Below are 21,464 nucleotides of genomic sequence, written 5' to 3'. Positions count from 1 at the left end.
TGCAGGCCAAACATGACCTCAACCCGCTTAGTCTGGCGCTATCTGCTATAAGTGTAAAATAGTTACTATAAAAATCAGCTTTAACTTGTGCCATTTTTATAATCAGTCTTAATAGCGCTAAAGAAGAACTCTGATTTAATAGTATTTATCACCAGTTTTTCCTATTATGAATACTGTAACTTCCCAGCCACGTCATCCTGAACGGAGTGAAGGATCTCCTGAATCTGGCTCAGCTCTAATCAGTTTGAGATCCTTCACTCCGTTCAGGATGACGTACCTGGGGAATTACTGAATACTTTGTTTATCGCATCTCTTTGCGATTATAGCGGTTGATCAGCGTTTCGGAGCATGAATCAGTGGTAAAAATGGATAAAAGTGTGGAATCAGACTCTAATTTAAGTGAACCGCTTGCTATTATCGGGATGAATTGCCTGTTCCCAGGCATGAATGCTGATATTGAAGATTGTGAGGCGTTTCATGCCATGTTGATGGAAGCCCAAACGCCAATAAAAGAGGTTCCACCAAATCGCTGGAATATTGACGCCTATTATGATGCCGATCGAAATAAAACTAATAAAATCGTCAGCCGTAAAGGCGGGTTTTTAGAAGATCCTTATCTTTTCGATGCCGATTTTTTTAAAATATCGCCAGTTGAGGCGAAACAAATAGACCCTCAGCACCGCCTTTTTTTAGAAGTGGCCATTCGCGCCTTAAATCATGCCAATATCAGCACTGATACACTCACGGGTTCAGACACCGGGGTGTATTGCGGGCTATCTACCCATGAATACAATCAGCTAAACATTAAAGACCAAATCGAGTTCAATGAATATACCCCTGTGGGCGTGGCCGCAAGTGCCAGCGTGGGAAGACTCTGCCATTATCTGAACCTGAAAGGTCCGGCGATGGCCGTGGATACCGCCTGCTCCTCTTCATTGTCCGCCTTGTATCTCGCGGCGAATGCACTGCGAACAGGACAATGTCAGCTGGCGATTGTCGGAGGAGTCCATCTGAATCTCTGTCCGGAAAATTTTATTGGCGTATCACGAGCCAATATGCTCTCTGCCCGCGGTCAGTGCAGCAGTTTTGATAGTCAGGCAGACGGTTATGTACGCAGCGAAGGTGCTGCAGTGGTGATTGTAAAACGACTTAGTGATGCGATAAAAGACGGGGATACCATCCATGCCGTGATAAAAAGTCTGGTGATGAACCAGGATGGAGGAGGCATCAGCATGGTTTCTCCCAATGTGGAAGCGCAAATCGCCATGCACAAGGCTGTTCTCGCTGACGCGGCAATAACTCCAGGAGACATTGATTACATTGAAACGCATGGAACCGGGACTACCGCGGGTGATACTGTAGAATTCAAAGCAATCGAAACAGTCCACCAAGGCCATCATTCAGAAACCAAGCCATTAATCGTAGGCGCATTAAAAAGCAATCTCGGCCATACCATTTCCTGTTCAGGACTTGCCTCGCTGATTAAGGTGATCTATGCCTTAAAACATGAACACATTCCACCAAACCTGCATTTTTCAAATCCGAATCAAGCAATCCATCGAGAAATAATTCCAGCGCTGTTTCCAATAACCGCCGTTTCATATAAGAAGCAAACTCATAAAAAACGAATCGCTCAGGTTACCAATTTTGGCTTCAGCGGCACTAATGTAAGTCTTTTAATAGAAGAAGCACCAGAACGGCCAAAGCAGATAACAGATGAGCAAGGACAGGAATGCTTTGTTATTTCCGCTAACAGCGAAAATTCATTACAACAGATGCTCAGACAATACCCTGACTTTCTGAAAAACAGCAGCGACAATTTACACGATATTTGCCTTAGTTTAATAAACTGCCGCAATCATTATAAATTTCGCTGTGCTATTTTGGCCAGCGATAAACAGGAACTCGTGCGTGCGATTGAATCAGCCCATTATGCGATAGAAAAAGTTGCTGTCAAAAAAGACCGGCTGATTCTTGATACACCGAAAGCCATTTACCAGCAATTTATGGCCGGCCACAATGTCAAAACCCCGGAAAATATTGCTTATAACAAGGTTAATTTACCGCTGTATTGCTTCGACAAAAAACATTTTTACCATGAACCGCATGCGATTGAAGCGATTGCACCGCAATTATCAAAAGATGAACCCATTGCCATTATTGGTATGAGTTGCCGTTTCCCCAAAGCGCCCAATCTTAATGAATTTCTTGCCCTTCTCGAACAGGGTAAAAGCGGGATGGATTTCATTCCCCTGGATCGTTGGGATAATAACAAATTTTACGACCCAAATACTGAAACCCCCGGAAAACTCTACGTTAAGCAGCTTGGCTTACTCGATAATATTAAACAGTTTGATGCCAATTTTTTTAATATCAGCCCTCGCGAAGCCAAGTTCATGTCGCCGCAATTGCGTATTTTTATGGAGTGCAGCTATCATGCGCTGGAACATGCCAACCTCTCTCCTGACCTCATCAAAAACAGCAAAACGGGAGTATTCGTAGGGATTGGTACCAACGAATACCCGCGAATTATGGAAAACGCAGGCCTTGGGCTCGAAGATTTGAACATCTATTTCGCTACAGGCAATGTATTGAATGCCTTAGCCGGACGAGTCGCTTATGCCTTTGATTTACATGGCCCGGTTCAGGTGGTGGATACCGCCTGCTCGTCTTCAATGACTGCTATTCATAATGCCTGTCTTAGCTTGCAGGCGGGCGACTGCAGCATGGCGATAGCAGGAGGTGTTAACGTCATATTAACCCCTAACTCCAATATTACCTTATCCAAAGCCAAAATGCTCTCACCCGATAGCCGCTGTAAAACCTTTAGCGAGGATGCCGACGGCTATGCGCGAAGTGAGGGCTGTGGAGTGATTATTTTAAAACCCTTACAGGCAGCCCTGAAAGACAATGATACTATTCTGGCGGTGATTAAAGGCACCGCAACTAACAGCAGCGGTAAAAGTGGTGGGTTTACTGTTCCAAATGGCATCGCTCAGGAAGAGGTTATCCGTCGCGCGCTGGCCAAGGCAAAACTCAATCCTCAGTCAATCGATTACATTGAAGCCCATGGAACCGGTACCCCCTTGGCCGATCCCATTGAAATGAATACACTGACCAGAGTCTTTTCCTCTTCACACAGTCAGGCGCATCCGCTGTATGTCAGCTCGGTTAAAACCAATATTGGTCACAGCGAAAGCGCATCCGGTGTCGCGGGTGTCATTAAAACAGTCTTAAGTTTACAGAATGCACGTCTGTTTAAGCATTTAAACTTCAAAAGGCTAAACCCTGAGATTGAACTTAAAAATACTGCTATACCCTTAGAAACTATGCCTTGGCCTGATACTTCGGATTTAAAACGGGCAGGCGTCAGCTCCTTTGGATTTAGCGGCGCCAATGCGCATGCCGTAATTGAACAAGCTCCGGAACGCGCTGTTGAAAAAAGAGCGTTTTCCCAGGAATTTCTCCTGATTTTATCCGCTAAAAGCCAGGAATCACTCGAATTACTTATCGCTCGCTATGAACAATATTTATCGGATACCAGGGATGAGTTTGCCGATATCTGTTATACGGCGGCCACTTGCCGCGGTCACTATCTATTCAGAACCATTCTTCGCGCCAGTACCGCTGCTGAGGCGGCAACCCTGATCAGAAAACGTCTTTACATGATTTATCCGATTAAAAAAGAAGAAGTAACTCGCTCTCAACCGCAGAGCCTTGATCAACTGCAAACGGCCTGGCAGGAAGGTTTGACCTTCGACTGGCAAGCGTATTACCACTCGCTGAACATTCAATTTGAAAAGGTCAATTTACCGCTTTATGAATTTGATCGGCAGGAATACTGGTTTGAGAATAAGAACACTTCAGCAGACACAGCAATCCCTGATGACTGGTGTTTTCAACTGCAATGGCAGCCCCAGGCCCTCAATAAACAGAATGGCGGTCAGAACCGCAAACGCTGGCTTTTAATAGGAGCCTCTGAATTAGCATCCGGTTTTGAAAACCAGGGCTTAAATATCATTCAAGCGGAAGAAAATTATTCTCTGGAAGATTTGGATGGGGTTATTTTCGCTGCAAGCCTGCAGTCGATACCAATGGATGACATTCATTCGCTATTAGAATTTCAGAAAAACAACATTAAACAGCTCCTGAATCTAGTCAAAGAGCTTGACGCAAAGCATGCTGACTTAAAGTTGATTGTGCTCAGTCATAATGGCATTGCAGAATTTGCAGGCGCTCCCAATCTGGCTAACAGCCCTCTTGCTGGTTTTTGCAAAACCCTCACACTGGAATTACCGCAATTTGAGAGCATTCTTATCGATTTCGATGAACTGGATATCCCCCGGATAGTGGATGAAATTTATTATAATCATGACGGCTCCTATGAGCATGTGGTTGCCTATCGGCAGGGAAAGCGTTTGATAAGCCGGCTAAAGAAAATACCCTTCCCTGATGAAAAAACCAATCTGAATCCTAAGGCTCGCTATCTGATTAGCGGCGGACTGGGAGGCTTGGGTCTCATAAGTGCTAAGGCCTTACTGGCAAGCGGAGCCAGGGAATTAATTCTTCTGGGTAGAAATCCTGAAAAACCAGGTATTGAAGAAAGGCTTAAGACCATTCAGCTGAATTATCCCGATGCCAGTATTAAAACAATCAGTCTGGATATCACCGACAGGGAAAAACTGAGACAATTGCTTGTTGAGCTCAATAAAGATGGTATGTTAAAAGGAATTATTCATGCCGCCGGGGCAGCTGTAAAGGCCTCACTACTTGAACACCAGAATGCCGATGTCGATTATTTATTTTCCGCTAAAGTGGAAGGCAGCTGGTATCTGCATGAGCTAAGTCAGAACGTTGATCTGGATTTCTTTATTGGATATTCCTCTATCTCCTCCGTTTTTGGCAGTAATAAAGAATCGGTTTACAGCGCCACCAACAGTTTTCTGGATGCTTTAATGAGCTATCGGCGGCAGTTGGGATTACCTGGTATCGCCATTCAATGGGGCCCCTGGGGGGAAGCCGGGATGTCAATCAAACGGGCCCGCGATCAGGGATTAAAAGAATCTTTAATCAGCAATGCCCAGGGACAGGAATTTATCAGAACCCTGCTCCATAGCGGATTAAAACAGCTGACAGTTATATCGCCTCAATACCTGCAATTCATGCTGGATTTTGTGCATAAGCCCCGCCCATTATTCTATCAGGCTTTGGCGGAATCACTTGAACAGGCAGCGGATGAAAAAGAACCTCCATCAGGCGAACCCCGCCACTCATCATGGCTTCAACATTATGCTCAATGCAGCGAGGATAAACGCCTGCAAAGCTGTAAAGCCCTGGTCACAGACGTCTGCAGGGAAATTCTGGAAATTTCTGCACAGGAACCTCTTGATGAGGATGAAGGTTTTTTTGAAATCGGCTTTGACTCCTTAATGATGACCGAACTGGCAAGCTTATTAAGGAAAAAGCTGGAACCTTTGCTGAAACTTGCGGCGACCATCGGCTTTGATTATCCATCAATCACCAAACTGGCTCAGTACATCCATAGCGAGCTTGGGGCTCAGACAATTGATCATTTGATTCAAACTGAGATGAAACCGCAAGAGGATGATATCGCCATTATTGGCATGAGCTGCTCTTTTCCCAAAGCGGCTGATCTTGACGCATTTGAAGCCCTGCTCGAGCAGGGTTTAAGCGGCATCCAGGATATTCCTGTTGAGCGCTGGGATAATCGAAAATATTATGATCCGAATCGAAATGCCCCCGGTAAATCCTATGTCAGTAAAATGGGATTAATCGAGAATATAAAAGGCTTTGACGCCAGTTTTTTTGGAATAAGCCCGCGTGAAGCCAAATTGATGGATCCCCAGCAGCGTCTTTTTCTGGAATGCAGTTATAAAGCACTGGAACATGCCAATTATCCCCCTGAATCCTTACGCGGCAGTCTAACCGGGGTCTTTGCGGGTGTAGGACCTAATGAATACTATGCAAGCCTTGAAAAATCCGGTTTTTCGAATGAAGAACTAAGCACTTTTTCGATTACCGGAAATGTATTAAACCTGATTCCAGGACGAGTTGCCTATATTTTTGACTTTAAAGGCCCATCCTTAAGTATCGATACCTCCTGTTCCTCGGCGCTGGTGGCTATTCATTATGCCTGTACCAGCCTGAAAAGCCATGAAATTGACTATGCCCTGGCAGGCGGCGTAAATGTATTATTGATGCCTGAATCCAATGTCACCCTATGCAGAGCCAATGCATTATCGCCAGACGGCCAATGCAAGACTTTTGATGCCGAAGCCGATGGCTATGCCCGCGGTGAGGGTTGCGGCGTTCTATTACTCAAACGTATGGCAGATGCGATTCGCGATAAAGACACTATCTTGGCGGTGATTAAAGCGTCGGCAGTCAATAACGATGGGAAGGCAGCAGGTTTAACCGTACCTAATGGCAAAAGCCAGGAAGCTGTAATGTTAAAAGCCCTGCAACAATCAGGTCTGGCCAGTGAGGACATCAGTTATATTGAAGCGCATGGTACAGGAACCCCTCTGGGTGATCCCATTGAGGTGCATGCCATTCATAGCGTGTATGGCCAGGAGCGCCGTGATTCTTCCCTGTATCTTGGCAGTGTCAAGACGAACATCGGCCATCTTGAAGCGGCATCAGGCGTTGCCGGCATGATTAAAACCGTGATTGGCCTGCAACACAAAAAAATTTACAAGCATCTGAATTTTAAGCATTTAAACCCGAATATCAAAGTCAGGAATCCTGATATCGCTTTGCAGACATTGGACTGGAAAAGCTCTGGCCATTTAAGATATGCAGGGGTTAATTCATTTGGCTTTAGCGGCACCAATGCCCATGTCATTCTTCAGGAATTCCCGGAGAAAGTTTTTGTAGGCGCTTCAGAAAGTTTACAGTCATATGCTTTGATTTTGTCGGCAAAATCTCCCACAGCACTTGAGAAGTTGACTGAGCGCTATCAGCAGTTTCTGAAAACCACCTCAGCTCAATTCAGAGATATCTGCTTCACAGCGGCGACTTGCCGTGAGCATTATGCCTATCGACTGGTTCTGGTTGCCAAAGATCCTGTTGAAGCCGCTCAAAAGATTAGCGATGGCCAGCTTCTGTATTCCTGGAAAAATCAGACTGGGCATTTGGAGGAAACAACTCCGTTGTTGAAAAATCTGTTGCTCAGTTATCTTCAGGGTAAAACCATCGATTGGGCTTCTTTTTATCATGGTGAGAACGCTGAGTTCATAAAGGTTAAATTACCTCACTATGTCTTTGAACGTAATGAATATTGGGCAGACAAAAAAAATGACCGCGCCTTGAATGTGGAACAAATTCATCCACTTTTGGGGCAAATGCTGACACTTCCGGATAATGAATTTCTCTTTAATCAGAAAACCAGTCTGGAGTTTTCAGGGTTTCTGGATCAATTTCAATTATTTGGCAAAACGATATTTCCTGCCGCGGCCAGCATCGAATGCGGCCTGTCAGCGGCTAAATTGATTTTCAAAGAGTCCGCCCTTTGTATCGAGCAGTTTAATATGCTGTCTCATCTGGCCCTTGGCCAGACCCTTGATTTGCAGTTTCAGGTAAAACCAGCTGACAATAATTCTTTTGATATCAGGCATTTCGTCAAAAAAGATGAGCAGTGGCAGTTATTTGCCACAATGAGCTTGCATGCAAGCGAGTCGGAAACTCCTGAACAAATTGATCTTGAGCATCTGAAATCGCAATATACTCAGCATTACCAGCCCGAGCAAATCTACGACAAATTTAAGCAGCAATCACAAAATTACGGTAAGTCCTTCCAGGTGCTGCAAGAATTGCGCTTCAACGCGGACAGTCTGCTTGCAGAGATTCGCTTTGATAAAAGCAATGATGGCTATTATTATCATCCTGCATTGCTGGATGGCATCATGCAATCGGCCAGGCTTCTCTTAATTAGCGAGGGAAATTATCTTCCCTGCTCATTTTCGCGCATGACCAGTTTTCAGGAAGCGCCAAAAAGTGTTTGGGCACATCTTGTCAGACAAAAAGACTTTGCCGGGAAAGACCCCGTTATTGAAATCAAATTGTATGATCATTCCGGTTTGCTGATTGCCCGCCTGGAGGGGCTTGTGTTAAAGCCCATTTCACGAAATGATCTGAATTTACAAGAAGTAATGCTGCAAAATCTTTATGAAACCCAGTGGCATCAATTGCCTCCGATAAACTCTGTTCCAGAATTGCCAGAATATTTAGTGATTGCCAGTGATCCACAAAAAGCAGTCCAACTGCTGGGCGATATTAAATACCGATTGTTTTCCAATGTCAGTCAGCTGATGAACCTGACTGATAAAAATATCATTTTCCTATATGAGCAAGGTCAGTTTTATGAACTCGTCCATTGCTGCCAGCAGCTATTTAAATCCCGCCCGCAAAGCTTCCTCTTGCTGACTGAAAACGCACATAGCATTCACGATGGAGAAAAAGTAAATCCTTATCACAGTATGGCGAACGCATTCTGGCGAAGCTTTAGAAATGAATGGGATTTGAACCGCAACTTTACTATTGATTTGGATGACAAGAGCGATTTATTGTCGGCTTTACCTTATCTGCTGAATCCAGGCGAGGAAAATCAGTTTGCGCTGCGGGAAGGCGTATATGTGCCTCGAATCAAAAGAAAAGAATTAAGCAGCCACATTGAGCATGAAGAACAGATATTCGACAACCAAAGCAGTTACCTGATTACTGGCGGCACCGGGGCTATTGCGGCCGATCTGATTGACTATCTCATTGAAAGAGGCGCCAGACATATAATTATTACCAGCAGAAGCCCCTGCTCGCCCGCGACAGAGAATATAATTGAAGCTGCCCGATTCAAGCAGGTTACAATCAGGCACTATCAGGCAGATGCCAGCAATTACCAGCAAATGTACGCATTATTTAATGAAATTCAGCAAAAATACCCGCCATTAACTGCGGTATTTCATCTTGCCGGGATAGTACGAGATGGTTTAATTATTAATTTGAGCGATGAAGATCTACAGACGGTATTGAGTTCTAAAATGGACAGTGCTTTGATCCTGCATCAACTCACCCAATCGCTGCCCTTGAAATGGTTTGTGTTGTTTTCCTCGACTGCTTCCTTATTGGGCGCCCGTGGGCAGGCAAACTATGTCGCTGCCAATGGTTTTTTAGATGGCCTGGCTCATTTTCGAAAACAGCAGGGACTGCCGGGATTATCGATCAATTGGGGTCCCTTTAACGCGAAGGGTATGACGGCGAAACTGACCCCGGGCCTGCAGCAATTCGGCTTCATCCCTCTGGAAAAAGAAAATCTGAATGTCCTTGATTGCTTGCTAAATACCGATTTAGCTCAAATCGCCGTTTGTCGTGTGCATTGGGACATTTATTTAAAACACTCGGCAAGACAAGTTGAACTCTCGGATTTTGCTAAAAACAAACCACCTGTTCAATATTTTTTTAATGCCTTACGTCAGAGAAGTCATGCTGAGCGCACTGGTCTTCTGAGTCGGGTATTATGTGAAATCACTGCTGATGTATTAGCACTTGATAACGCAAGACAAATTCGACCTCAGAGTGCTCTGTTTTCACTTGGGGTAGACTCGCTGATGTCCATTGAAATTCGCAATCGTATTCATGATAAATTGCAATGCCCAAACCTGAGTATACCGATTGAATATTTCATCAATGATCCAAGTATTGAAAAAATTGCCGAAAATATCGCCCGGGAATTGCAGCTAATTTATGAGCAGACTGATTCACCTGCTGAGGATACGCAATGGCTCAGAGAAGAAGTCCCTTTATGCGATTTCCAGTTTAGTTTCTGGGCAATCAATAAACTGAATTATGGCTATAACACGTCCATGCAGTTGCAACTTCACGGCAGGTTGAATAAGGATTATGTCAACCGTGCGCTGGATTTTGTTGTTAATCAGCATGCTGCATTCTGGCTTCAGTTCAATCAATCAGTTCCCACTCAGACTCTGGAAAAACGGGGGGAGTTCAGATTGATTTATAAAGATATTTCTTTAAACAATGAATCCAATCTGCTCAGCCAGGAATTTTACAACAACACCATGCGGCTTATTGAGCTGGATCATCCGCCCTTGGTTCGAGCCTATCTTTATAAGCTGAATAATGACTTACATGAACTACATCTGGTATTACCACATATCATTGTTGATGATGCATCCTGCGATATTGTATTCGCTGAATTCAGAGCTTGTTATGAGGCGCTTTCCCAAGGGAAGTCGCTGGTTCCAATGCCTGAGAAAAAATCCTTTTTAGATTATGTTAAAAATAATAATTTCCAATATCAGAAGGATTTAGATAATAAAATTTCGTTTTGGCAGGAATACAATCAGGATTGCAATTACCTGTATTTCGGCGCTCATCATCATTTGCCAGACGCCGCAGTCTATCGGCCTCAACACATGAATCATTACACAATCAATCCAGGGATAAGTTCAATCGTTGAATGGCATGCAGCGAATAATCTGAATATCAGTTCAGGGCTTATTGCAATTTGCCAGATGGTATTTCATCAAATGAGCCAGCAGCAAAAAATTCCCATTATCCTCATTCATACCGGTCGTGAAGGCAGTCAATATAAATCCACTGTGGGTCTGTTTTCACAGTATAAACGTATCAACTTAAGTTATGAGGATAATCTTTCTTTTATTGATCGCATCAAAGCGGTGGAAACCGAACTTTTAAAAACTGCCCCTTTCCAGAGGTGTTCGTATTTTATTAAAAATACAGGGATAAATGGATCTAACTTCTCAATAAGCAAGCAGCTTATTTTTTGGTGGAATAAATGGCTTCTTGGCAAGTCATTTAATGAAGTAATCAATGAAAAACTTGTACCCTACTATCTGGATTATTTAAGCCAGAGCATCTTATTAAAGAAAAGCAGCCGGCTTAAAATAAAACTTAATAAATTATTTGGATGGAAGCTGCCTTTGCAGAAACCTGATGGTCTGAAAGTACTTATCAACATGACAGCCAGCGTCTTTGGCAAAGAAGTGGCAGACACAAAATTTGCCGATTTGCATTACAGCTATCCCAGTTATTTTGGAGGGCTCAACCGCCCCATCGGCAATCAGAATTTATGGATTTACTTTTCGAGAAATGCCAAGGGAGACTATCAATTGTCAATCAATGGCCCTTTAACAGCCGAATGCATGGCAGAGATCGCCTGCCGTTTTAATGAAGTAGTTGATGAGCTGGTTAAACAGCAAAGACGCTTGAAATAGACAACTCTTCTAAATTATGATGATTGATATAAATTGTAACCCCTCTGGTACGTCATCCTGAACGCAGTGAAGGATCTCCTGAATCTGGCTCAGCTCTAAGCAGATTGAGATCCTTCACTCCGTTCAGGATGACGTACCTGGGGAGTTACTATAAATTTCATTAAGGGAACTATCATTCATCCGAATACGGAGCGTTTTTTTTTAAGCGCAAAGGCTCTGGGCCTGCCTGTAATATTGAGAGAAGAAATTGATGGCTTTGAAGTGGTGCTGGGAAAACACCACTACCATTTTTCTTACAATGAATCCCCTTTTAACAATAGCTGCAGCGCAAGAATCGCAATCAATAAATTTTACACAAACACTTTGCTGGAAAGTGCCGGCATTCCAGTTCCTAAAGCCGCTTATTTGAATCTTGAGGATTTTGAAAATAATCTGCTCAATGAGCGAATCGCTGATTTAAATTTTCCACTGGTTATAAAACCGCTTACTGGTTCGCTGGGAATGGATGTTCTCTGTAATATTCAGTCTCTTGAGGAATTAAACCGTCATCTGGTCCGCATATTTTCTCTACACCATCATCTCTTGGTTGAAGAATTTCACGGGAATTTAAAATCCTATCGGGTGCTGGTTTTCAATAAAGAAGTCATTGGCGTCGTTTTGTGCCACCCGGCAAATGTTATTGGCAATGGCAGTCATACTATCAAAGAATTAATTGATGCTGCAAACATCGAACGAGAGGCTTTAGAAAATCCTGATCTGGGTCCAATCATTGCAGACGATGAATGCATGATTCGACTTAAGGAGCTAGATATCAGTCTGGATTATATTCCTCCAAAGGATGAGCGGATAGTTTTAGCTTACACGTCTAACGGCACCAGAGGAGGAAGCTATGAATCCCTGGGCAAAGAAATAGGCCGCGAAAATCGGCAACTGATGATTCAGGTTGCCGAACAGCTCAATCTGCAGCTGACAGGAATCGATGTTGAATGCGAGGATATCAACCAGCCCATTGTGGAAACCGGTGGAGTCATTATAGAAGTTAATCATCGTCCGGATGTGCGTATTCACGAACTGCCCAACGCGGGTCATCCACAGCCCGTCTCAAAAACAATTATGCGCTCTTTTATGTATCGCCACCCTTTGTCCTATCTTCGCAATTTGTTGTTTTGATTAGTTCATCTTGTTCCGACATGGTTTCAAATTTAAACACCTTAAACAAGTTGAGTGACACCACATATGAACGACCTGGCCTGCAAGCGCAAGGGACAATGTAATTGATCACGAGAGAACAAAGATAGACCAACCATGACAATGACAGGCCAAATAGATTTTTATTTGCTCACAATTTATGTTATTATTGCATCTTAAAATTAAATTGACCTTTATCGGATGCAATTCTATGAAGTGATGTTTCATATATCAACCAGCAATCTGATGAGGATCGAAATATTAAGCGAGAAAGCAATGCCTATGTTACTTGATGAGCTTCCTGAATCTTTACTATTACATATTTTTTCATATTTGCCAGCAGGCGACTTGCCCTCAGTTCACCATGTTTCCACTTTATTTCATCGAGTAACAACGGATAATTGGCTATGGAAGAACAATTTAAAAAAATATTTTCCCCATCATTTACCCCCGCTTATCAACGAAGAAAACGTGGATTACAGAAAAATCTTTTATAAGGCTATGCAGTCAGATTATAGCTGCACTCGGGAAGTTGCTTCGTGGGAATACAGGGATTATCCCTTTTGCAAAGAGGAGGCTGAATTATTTAATGCAGCTAAATTAGGTGCACTGGACCTATTCGTAAAGGCATTCGAAACATATTGATAGATTAATCCGGCATATCAAAAATACCGAATCCAACGTTAACCTCGAAATTGTAAAAGCCCTAATTGATGCTGGAGCAGCTATCAATCTTAGAGGAAAGGAGGAAAAAGAGACCCCATTTATTGCAGCCCTTATGAGCCAACGATTTGATTTGGCTGAATTATTTTTGAAACAATATAATGCCAATCCCTTTGCCTATACATCTGGTTATTCACATAATAGAATTCCTGCAAAACGGCTAGTTTCAAAAGGGACAAGTCTGCATAGCCTTATCAAAGAGAAGCAGAAAAACTATCCTAAACGCGTTGATAGAAGCCACTATACCTATGAATATAAACTACATCGCGCAGCTTCAAAACCAAATGTTCCCCTTTTTAAAATCATGGCTATTTTAGAAAATGGCGTTGATATTAATTTTCAGGATGAAATAACTGGCTCAACCGCTTTAATTTATGCCGCAGTGTCTAATAACGAACAGCTGGTTAATTATTTACTTAACAAGGGAGCGGATCCGCTGCTGCAAAATGTTAACTCTGAGATTGCAAGTGATTTCGCAGTACCCGAATCGACAATTCACTCCTTACTAAAGAAGAAAGAGAATGAATACCGACTGGAAGTGCTGCCACCAGAAGAAAGATCTAGCTTACGGCTACTCGAAGAGGTACTCATTTTGATTCAGCGCCATTGAAGATTGATGAGCTATTGGAATCTGGGGCTGCGATTGATTATCAATCAGCTTATTCTGGAAACACTGCGCTCATTATTGCAGTCAACAGGCAAAACGAGCGTATTGTGGAATATTTATTAAGGATGGGTGCAAACCCGTTTGTTAAAAACAAACGTGGGAAGACAGCGAAGGATATCGCCCCTCGACCATCTGAGATGCTACAAATAATTAAAGGATATGAACTTCTGTACGCCACAGAACATGACGATATCGAAAAAGTGATTTCCCTCATCAAAGCCGACCACTCTATTTTAAATTTTAAAGGGAAAAATGGTTACAGCGCATTGTTCATTGCTGCGGCTTTTGGAAATATTGATACGTTTGAAGCACTTTTGCGGCTAGGGGCTGATCCGGATTTATTTAGTGAAGCAGGCGAAACCCTTCTTGAAATAACCCACATGGATATTCAAGAGGAAGTTCGTTTTATGTTACAGGCTATCGAAGAGAATGAAGAGGATGCTGAAATGTTGCCAGTAGGGAAAGCTACCCCTCCGAGGGGGAGATCTCAGTCCAGTAATTCAGTGCGCTTTTTTGATAGTGGTGTATCGGTCATCCCCGATGCAAACAACAAAATCTCTTTGCTATCATCCTCCTCCGGAGCCGCCATATAGCGGCAAGGAGCTTACTCTTTCAAAGCCTCATAAGCCAAGATCAAGAGAATCCCAATCACTGTTTCGATCCATAATCCATTCAAGTGTTTTTCGTCTCTCGAAAATAATAGGATATTCAATAACGCTCGGCTGATTTTTGACAATATTCTGATTTGCCCACCAATGCAAACGGTAATAAAGATCCCGCATACTATACAGTTCCTCAGCATTTCTAAGCTTCATGGAAGCTTTATACTTTCTTCCATCTTTTTCTACCTGAAGATTAGGGCTTAAGGAGGCAAGTTCATCACCCACCGATTGATTGAAAGGTAGCTCTTGAACTAACTGTGTTGCCCATGCAATTGTCCATAAAGACTCTAAAAGCCAGTACAGATAAGTTTGTTCTTCTTCAGTCAAAGATTTCGATGAATCAAGGATAGAATGTTCATAAGAGGTTAATGAGGAGAGCAGCTTATTTTGAGAAAGCCATTGCAAAATATAATCCTTTGGTGCCCCAAGAAATACTTGATAGATAGCGTTCACTACTAAGGCTCTATCTACAATTTCTGATTCTATACGAGGTTCAGTCCAATCTATTATTGGCAACCAGGGCAAGATTTCTCCACCTGCCTTTAAAATAGTATCTTCTGAGGTTTTCTTTACTTCTTGAAAATTAATGGACATTGCGCCTACCTACTGTAATTTTATTTATTATGATGCATTCACTTGTTTCAATAAAGTGAAACCTAATTCTTTGAGACAACCCAATAAGGCCTAACGCTCCGGAAAACTTGCGCCTTAACGAAATATCTATACCTCATATCGGAAAATCGCCGATTACATAATTATACTTAGACTCTGTACGCCTCCGTACTCATTATGTCATTCTCATCAGAACCTGTTGCTAATAAACCCGCAGAAACAACCGGCTTACCCTCATTCAACGAAGAATGAAAAAAAGCAGGCTCTTCATTTGGTTTAGAAGGGAACCAACGACGTGTGCCAACATAAAAACTACCGTCCTCAAGCATTACGTACATGGCAAACCCCTCAGCTCCAGCGATATCTTTATAAGCACGGCTTGAGAAGCTTTGAATAACCAATTGTTGCTGATTATTTAACTTTACTTCTACGAATCCTTTGTGGCGCGAACACGGAATTATACGGCAACGCTCTCTCTCCAAAAGAGAAGGATAATAAGTACCGCATTGATAATCATTTTTCTGCGGCTCTAATCTAAGTACCTTAACCTCCCCGCGCTTAACAGCAGCTTCCTGTGCTCTTTTTGAAAAAAGCATAAAGGGTAATTTGGAAGATGCAATCTTTCCTCTGATTGCTTTCGCTTGGGGCATATCAGGATGAAGGGGAACAATACGACTGGCCCCGGCTTGATAGTCTTGTTTAAATAGCTTGATTGCCGATGGAAGTGTTCCATCCTCGTGTGCATTAAGCAAATAGGATAGAAAAAGCTCAACCTGAGCCTTTGTTTTTTTTATTAGTTCGATTTGATGCTCCGACACTAATTGCTCGTTCAATTCGATTAAGCAAGCTGTCCGGGCATGCAGTAGCTGTTCAGAATATACCTGGGACAAAAGTCTCGTTATCTGAGGATAATTATTTTGACTCTCATAATTAAACTCGGTAGGCGATATAATAGTTGCTAAGATCACAGTTGGATTCCAGTTGATCTACAAAAATGCGGATTATACACGTAAATATTTCTTGCCATGAAGCCCCACCCGCTTTGGTATATGGGCGAATCCAGAATGTGGGAGATTCAAGCATATCTTAACGTTTATGCCTATTTAAATTAATTCATTTCATATTCCGACTTGGTTTTCAGCTAATCAATCGAAAAACAAGAAATCATCTGCTCAACATCCATTTTTTTTATCTCTTCGATAGCATCAGATACAGTGAGTTTCTGGAGTTCTATCAAATCTTGAAGAGCATTAACTATCTGTTCATAAAAATCAGCTTCTGGATATAATGTGCGAAAATGATTTTTCAACTCCCGTATGTTTTCCCCTCTTAAGCCACTTGAATACAAGAGGCGCACACCCCATGCTTCATAGGTATTCAAGGAATTTATTTCAACAATGGATTGTTGAGTGGATACTCCCTGCTCACAGCCACGCTAGCCGAGGGTTCTTTTTAGTGGACCATGAGTACGCTGCCAGTTATAAAAAAATTGCCATCGAGCTAGCACTTATCTGAGATTTTCAAAGTCAGGTAAATCTGTAATTGCACACTTAATGAACATCTTAATATGCTCCAGTCAAGGGTTCTTGTTATAATATAAAGATGACTTTTCAGTATATGCAGCTTTTATGGGTGCAGGTGCGGTATCAAGTAATTTTCCATGTCTGTCTAGCCAAGCTAAATTAATACAGGCTTCTCTGCTACGGTTATTGGCTTCAAGTGCATGCTCAATAATCTTGCTCAAAGACCAATTATTACCGACATTACTCTGTCTATAGCGACTAAAAAATCCCGCTTTGTTACCTTTGAAAATAAAATTATACTCTTGAAAAAAAACAACTTTACATTCCTCTTCCCCCACCAAATTCTGATTCCTATAGTTATTCATTAGTCTGATTAATCGGCTTTCAGATTGAAAGCGTCCTAGCACCCTTAAACCACCCTGAGTTCGATGATCTTCTTTAACCGAGTTATAAATGGCATTTATTTTCTCGGTTAAATTTATTTTAATATTCCTTAAATTTTCCCCACTAGCTAATCTGTTATAGCATACATCAATCGCAGAATTTAACTCTCTAATGCTTGCTAACCGTTTCGGTGATTTCCCTTTATAACTCGCTTGTATGAGACTAATTTGCTTTGCAAGACTATCAATTTGTTTAAGGTTTTCCAAATCGTCATGGATCAGGTTTTTTGTATTGGCCAATGAATCAGGTTTCTCATAGTCTATCGAGCTAATGTTTTGTTTTAAATTAGCCACTATGGATAACCTATCCTGGTTACTTTTTTCTGTATCAAGACGTAATATCTCTTCACTTAGTTTATCAAAGCCTTGTAAATAACATAGGTAAGTTTGAATTTGGTTACGGACGATTAAATCAGTTTGATCATATACCTGGTTAACTCGACGCTTTAAATCAGCAGTGACTCGGTTTCTGGTAACGTTTTGATGTTCCTCAGGAAGTTCATTCACTTGTTGAACTAAATCATCTGCCTCCTTTAACCTCTGATAGGAGGCAAAAAGAAGATTATATTTTTCCTGGTAGTTCCCTTGCGCATAATAAATGTCCCTGGCTTGTTGATGAAGCTTATCCACGATATCTTTTCGTTCAGCACTTCCAACGCTAATTACACTATTCTCAATCTCATCAGTTAAGGCATTTAGTTTTTCATCAGGTCGTTTAGGACGTGGTAAATATTCAATATTGTCTGTTATTTCCTTAATATTGGCCTCTGTGAGTAAAATCCCAAAATGTTCTTTGAGTTTTGTAGCAATTATTGCTTCCATAGATTGCTTAAATTTTAGGCTTTCATAATTGCCGCATACCCAGTTTGATAGTATATCTGCTCGTTCCGCCTCAGTTTTTTTCATTAATTCGACACCAACCAATGAAATCGCCATGTCGTTTGCGGCAGAACCAATAGCTTGTTGCCCGGTTACAATGACTACATCAATATGAGCTTTATTTAATGATTCAAGCAATTTATGGATTGACCCACCTGCACAAATATCTAAATTTCTACCTTCTTGCTTATAAACCACAGCGGCTTCTATAAGCTTTTCAACGAGCGAGGCTTTCTTTGTTGTAATAAGATAGTCCGGGGCCGTAGTTGCATCGGGCTCAAAAGTAACCCGAATATCTTCTGGAAAAACTTCGCAATCATTATCAATAACCCCTTGCCAAACTAGAGCTACAATGGTGTCAATTGTAAGTCCTGTATAAGAATGTACGGTAGTAAGCTTGACTTTAAGTAGATTTAAAAACTCTTGCGCAAACTCTTTTTTCTGTTTAGAAGTATAGCGTTGATCAATAATTAGGGTATTGTAGTCAAAATTCAGGAGCAATTGCTCAATAAGGATGAGAGCTTGTTTGCCAGAGGCTTTTAATTTATCAGCATATCGCGTATGTAGCGCAATTAGACTCCCTTTAGCGGTATGGGTTACAGAAGGATCATGAGTATTTTGTGCGTTGGCATTAAATTGGTTAACTTGATCTTCAGCAACAACAGGTTGAATGAGGACATTAGGTACGGCATCAGTTTGTTGTATTCCTGGTATTTCCTGTATTCTATGTATTGAATTATCCAGGGAAGCTATAGCTTTTCGTGTATTTACCTGAAAGTGCTCGTGTTGTTCTCTTAACTGATCCAGTCTTCGACATAATGCGAGCCCTTGTGCAAGCTTTCTTTGCCCTATCTTAATTTGCCGTTGCTCAGGTGTCATGTCAAGCGTGCTAATTCCACCGAGCTCGCGGATTGCCGTTATCATCGGTTGACTAACCCGGTAATAAGTTCCATCTTCCAGTGCTGTATCAAGTACTGTTTTCTCATCGCTAATTTCGTTAATATCCAGAGCAAAGGTACCGTCTGTTTTGCGCACATCCTGTAAAATTCGGAAACAATCAATATCTTCCAATTCTTGTGCTTGCTTTAAAAGTGGAGTCTCGCAATCGTCTTGTGATACATCAGCAAGTAACTCTCCATTGGCGTCTCTCACATCTAAAAGCGATTGTAGTAATTGTCGTCTCAAAGCTGGTGCAATGTTTCTTTGTAATACGAATGAAAAAACAGTACCACGTCTATCTGGGGCTAGGGGGGCTAAGTGATTGATTGCAATAATAGGGTTATTACTGTTATCACGCACATCGAGAATTGCTTGAACAATTTGTAAGTTAATGGGGCGTTGTAATAGAGCCCAGATTAGGGCTGTATCTCCACGACCATAATCAGAATTAATATTAATAACAGGAACACCATTATTATCTCGCAACGCTAAATATTCTTGAACTTGTGCAAGATTTCCTGCACTAATTGCATCTCGTAAATCTCTAGTGGTAGGCATATTTAAAATGATCGCAATTAATTCAGTATGCCTCATTGTAAATCATTTAATTGCCGTAATAAAGATCATACAAAACAGGACAGAAAATATCTGCTGCGAGATTATATGAAATTAAAAAATAATGAAGAAAGAAGCGGAATAGCAATTATTTATTGTTGTTAGTAGAAATCCTTGGTTTTCAAACTTGTGTATGATTTAATCGTCCGCAGGCATTATTTTTAGGGATAAAGATGACAGGCTATTTGTTCAAACAGAAATTAAAAATTAAACAAGGCTATGAAATTTATTGCCAGGTTACAGGCAATAAAGCAGATGACAGGCCCTATGTTCTACTTATTCCTGGCGGACCAGGATTTACTCATGTTGCTATGGAAGAACTGGCTGAAAGCCTGACCAAGGCAAGTAAAAAAGCAGGCCGACAACCTCCGCATTTTATATTATTTGACCCTCTGCATTGTGGCCGAAGTGATAAGGCTAAGGATTTTGAGGCTGAGTTTAATGTTGAAAATTATGCTGAAATTGCTGCTCAGGTCGTAGAGGCAGTACAAGAAAAATTAAATCTTTCAAAAATGGATTTACGTTTAATGGGACGTTCTTTCGGGAGTATGACGGCAATGTCGATGCCTCCCTGTCGGCCTCAGTGGATAAATGATCCAGACTCAACCATTAGATTAAATCAACTTGTCTCTATTGTAGGTCCTATAAGTCATCAGGCAATTGAACAAAGTACCACTTATGTTGAGCAGAATTATACCTATCGCACCGATTTCGAGGAATTAAAATTCTCAGTTAATAAGCTCATGACAGGCACTATTCAAAACGCATTGGATTATCAACAGCATATTGCTTGCGGCTTGGCTCCTTTATATGCAGATAAATATGAAAAATTGAAAGAAGAGTGGGTTGGCCAAATGATGATGAATCACCCTGATTTTACCCGCAATCTCTTATGGTGTTTCAGTTGGGCTTCCCCCTCTTGTGCAGGAATGTATGACTCACTAACCGGTTGCTCGCTGGATGTGCTTAATTACTTTTTCAGTCATCACTTCAACCAATTTAATTTACTGGAGAAAATTTCTGCGCATAAAGGACTATACCAGGCTTTTCCTATTTGCTGTGTTTCTGGATCGAGAGACTATGTCGCAGAACCGCGCATAAATGCCAGTTTATTGTACGAACAATTACCTGAGTCATTAACTGAGATCAATTTTGATAGTAAACACAGTATTAGCGCTGACCATCCAGACGTTTATCCCGAATTGCTTGAGTTATTAGTGCGAGGCACATTATCAGAGGATTATTTAGAACGTCATAGCCAAGGTAATAAAAAAGCCATTGATAGCTATAACCTTGCCCACTCATTCAAGCAGCAAGCTGAGGCTATTCGACAGCTTCAACCAGAAGTAAAGGTATCTAAACCTCAAATCACGAAGAAATCTCGCTTTCATTTTTTTGGTTTTCAAGAGCCTTTAGTCGATGTCAGCGACATCCTTACTCATGGGCAGGAACATGAAGCTAAGGAAGAAAATACTTTTACTAATTAAACTCCGTCATAGGTTTATGAGTAACTTCGTTTAAAATTGGGAGATTCTCCTGGTGAATTTTCAACATATAAAGGATCTGAAATAATGGCAGTATTATTTCCATTTAACAAAAAATTCCTGGCCTCTAAGAGCTCTTTAAATTGTTGTTCAGCACCTGGGCTTGGATTTTTATCTGGATGGCAGGTTCTCGCCAAATGCCGAAAAGCTTTTTCAATCTCTTTAGGCGTTGATTCTTGAGAAAGGTTTAATCGCTGAAAAAAAACAAATCGCTGTTGTTTAGCAAAAGAGAAAGAATTTTCTTCTTTATTTAAAACTAAGGTTTTTACAGCGTCTTGGGATATTGTTATGAGTTATGCTCGAATCTGGTGTATGGAAAAATAAATTAGGTGGCGTATCCTGTTGAAGAAAGTTCCGCAAGAACAAAATCAACAAAAGGAAATACGCCATGAAGGATTG

11 protein-coding genes are annotated in these 21,464 nt (G+C 41.6%); 6 read left to right on the top strand and 5 right to left on the bottom strand.

Annotated features, from left to right (window positions below; translation table 11 throughout):
- The first annotated feature begins 365 nt into the window (after positions 1-365).
- The 5 genes from LXA66_RS04175 (at position 366) to LXA66_RS04155 (ending at position 14,441) form a co-directional block, all read left to right on the top strand.
- Complete coding sequence (locus LXA66_RS04175) at positions 366-11,270, top strand: SDR family NAD(P)-dependent oxidoreductase (protein ID WP_233012071.1); 10,905 nt, start codon at positions 366-368, stop codon at positions 11,268-11,270.
- A gap of 234 nt (positions 11,271-11,504) precedes the next feature.
- On the top strand, positions 11,505-12,440 hold the full coding sequence (locus tag LXA66_RS04170) for a UDP-N-acetylmuramyl peptide synthase (protein ID WP_233012070.1): 936 nt from the start codon (positions 11,505-11,507) through the stop codon (positions 12,438-12,440).
- 294 nt (positions 12,441-12,734) lie between these two features.
- Positions 12,735-13,103, top strand: a complete 369-nt coding sequence (locus tag LXA66_RS04165) for an F-box protein (RefSeq protein WP_233012069.1) — start codon at positions 12,735-12,737, stop codon at positions 13,101-13,103.
- A gap of 133 nt (positions 13,104-13,236) precedes the next feature.
- Complete coding sequence (locus LXA66_RS04160; RefSeq protein ID WP_233012068.1) at positions 13,237-13,791, top strand: ankyrin repeat domain-containing protein; 555 nt, start codon at positions 13,237-13,239, stop codon at positions 13,789-13,791.
- Positions 13,788-14,441: an ankyrin repeat domain-containing protein gene (locus LXA66_RS04155; protein WP_233012067.1), complete on the top strand. Its 654-nt coding sequence runs from the start codon at positions 13,788-13,790 to the stop codon at positions 14,439-14,441. Before LXA66_RS04160 ends, LXA66_RS04155 begins: the two co-directional genes overlap by 4 nt.
- A 27-nt stretch (positions 14,442-14,468) precedes the next feature.
- On the opposite strand, the gene LXA66_RS04150 is transcribed toward LXA66_RS04155, so the two are convergent.
- The 4 genes from LXA66_RS04150 to LXA66_RS04135 form a co-directional block, all read right to left on the bottom strand.
- Complete coding sequence (locus LXA66_RS04150) at positions 14,469-15,104, bottom strand: DUF4272 domain-containing protein (protein ID WP_233012066.1); 636 nt, start codon at positions 15,102-15,104, stop codon at positions 14,469-14,471.
- Positions 15,105-15,271: 167 nt separating this feature from the next.
- Positions 15,272-15,940 carry a hypothetical protein gene (locus LXA66_RS04145; protein WP_233012065.1) on the bottom strand — a complete coding sequence of 223 codons (669 nt, stop codon included), beginning with the start codon at positions 15,938-15,940 and terminating at the stop codon, positions 15,272-15,274.
- 323 nt (positions 15,941-16,263) lie between these two features.
- Positions 16,264-16,503: a hypothetical protein gene (locus tag LXA66_RS04140; RefSeq protein WP_233012064.1), complete on the bottom strand. Its 240-nt coding sequence runs from the start codon at positions 16,501-16,503 to the stop codon at positions 16,264-16,266.
- A gap of 195 nt (positions 16,504-16,698) precedes the next feature.
- The gene (locus tag LXA66_RS04135; RefSeq protein WP_233012063.1) at positions 16,699-19,500 is read right to left on the bottom strand and encodes a hypothetical protein; all 2,802 of its coding nucleotides are present in this window, start codon (positions 19,498-19,500) and stop codon (positions 16,699-16,701) included.
- 194 nt (positions 19,501-19,694) lie between these two features.
- Here LXA66_RS04135 and LXA66_RS04130 point away from each other — a divergent pair, with 194 nt between their 5' ends.
- Entirely contained in the window at positions 19,695-21,008 is a 1,314-nt protein-coding gene (locus LXA66_RS04130) for an alpha/beta fold hydrolase (protein ID WP_233012062.1), read from the top strand.
- A 14-nt stretch (positions 21,009-21,022) separates the two neighbouring features.
- Here the strand turns inward: LXA66_RS04130 and LXA66_RS15895 are convergent, their stop codons facing one another.
- Positions 21,023-21,349 carry a J domain-containing protein gene (locus tag LXA66_RS15895; protein ID WP_370637228.1) on the bottom strand — a complete coding sequence of 109 codons (327 nt, stop codon included), beginning with the start codon at positions 21,347-21,349 and terminating at the stop codon, positions 21,023-21,025.
- Positions 21,350-21,464: the final 115 nt, after the last annotated feature.

The sequence above is a fragment of the Legionella sp. 16cNR16C genome (assembly GCF_021297775.1).
Taxonomy (GTDB): Bacteria; Pseudomonadota; Gammaproteobacteria; order Legionellales; family Legionellaceae; genus Legionella_C; species Legionella_C quinlivanii_A.
Note: the sequence above shows the minus strand (reverse complement) of the source record. Positions and strands in the feature narration are given on the sequence as shown.

Coding starts and splice junctions, on each gene's coding strand:
- LXA66_RS04130 (WP_233012062.1), top strand. CDS start 19,695: ATGACAGGCTATTTGTTCAAACAGAAATTAAAAATTAAACAAGGCTAT.
- LXA66_RS04135 (WP_233012063.1), bottom strand. CDS start 19,500: ATGAGGCATACTGAATTAATTGCGATCATTTTAAATATGCCTACCACT.
- LXA66_RS04175 (WP_233012071.1), top strand. CDS start 366: ATGGATAAAAGTGTGGAATCAGACTCTAATTTAAGTGAACCGCTTGCT.
- LXA66_RS04165 (WP_233012069.1), top strand. CDS start 12,735: ATGCCTATGTTACTTGATGAGCTTCCTGAATCTTTACTATTACATATT.
- LXA66_RS04150 (WP_233012066.1), bottom strand. CDS start 15,104: ATGTCCATTAATTTTCAAGAAGTAAAGAAAACCTCAGAAGATACTATT.
- LXA66_RS04160 (WP_233012068.1), top strand. CDS start 13,237: ATGAGCCAACGATTTGATTTGGCTGAATTATTTTTGAAACAATATAAT.